The organism is Actinomadura geliboluensis (genome assembly GCF_005889745.1).
Lineage (GTDB): Bacteria > Actinomycetota > Actinomycetes > Streptosporangiales > Streptosporangiaceae > Spirillospora > Spirillospora geliboluensis.
The window spans coordinates 1-539 of sequence record NZ_VCKZ01000791.1 but is presented as its reverse complement, the minus strand read 5'-3'; the positions used below and the strand labels follow the sequence as shown (position 1 = coordinate 539).

1 rRNA gene is annotated in these 539 nt (G+C 57.5%); it reads right to left on the bottom strand.

The features are described from left to right. Positions 1-538, bottom strand: a 23S ribosomal RNA gene (locus ETD96_RS44270); the annotation flags it as partial. Between the last annotated feature and the right edge of the window lies 1 nt (position 539).

Here is a 539-nt window from a genome sequence, read left to right as displayed (position 1 = left end):
CACTTTTCACCTTTCCCTCACGGTACTGGTCCGCTATCGGTCATCAGGAAGTATTCAGCCTTACCACGTGGTCGTGGCAGATTCACACGGGATTTCACGGGCCCCGTGCTACTCGGGAACACACCCAGAAGCCACTCAAGTTTCGTCTACCGGACTCTCACCGTCTACGGTCGGCCTTCCCATGCCATTCGACTACCCGAGCAGTTTGTAACTCCTTGCTGGACTGGTAGACCCAGCCGGATGGTCCCACAACCCCGCACACGCAACCCCTACCAGGTATCACACGCGCACGGTTTAGGCTCCTCCGCTTTCGCTCACCACTACTCACGGAATCACAATTGTTTTCTCTTCCTGCGGGTACTGAGATGTTTCACTTCCCCGCGTTCCCACCAACCGCCCTATACATTCAGACGGCGGCGACACCCCATGACGAGTGCCAGGTTTCCCCATTCGGAAATCCCCGGATCAAAGTCTGGTTGCCGACTCCCCGAGGCATATCGCAGGCTCCCACGTCCTTCATCGGCTCCTGATGCCAAGGC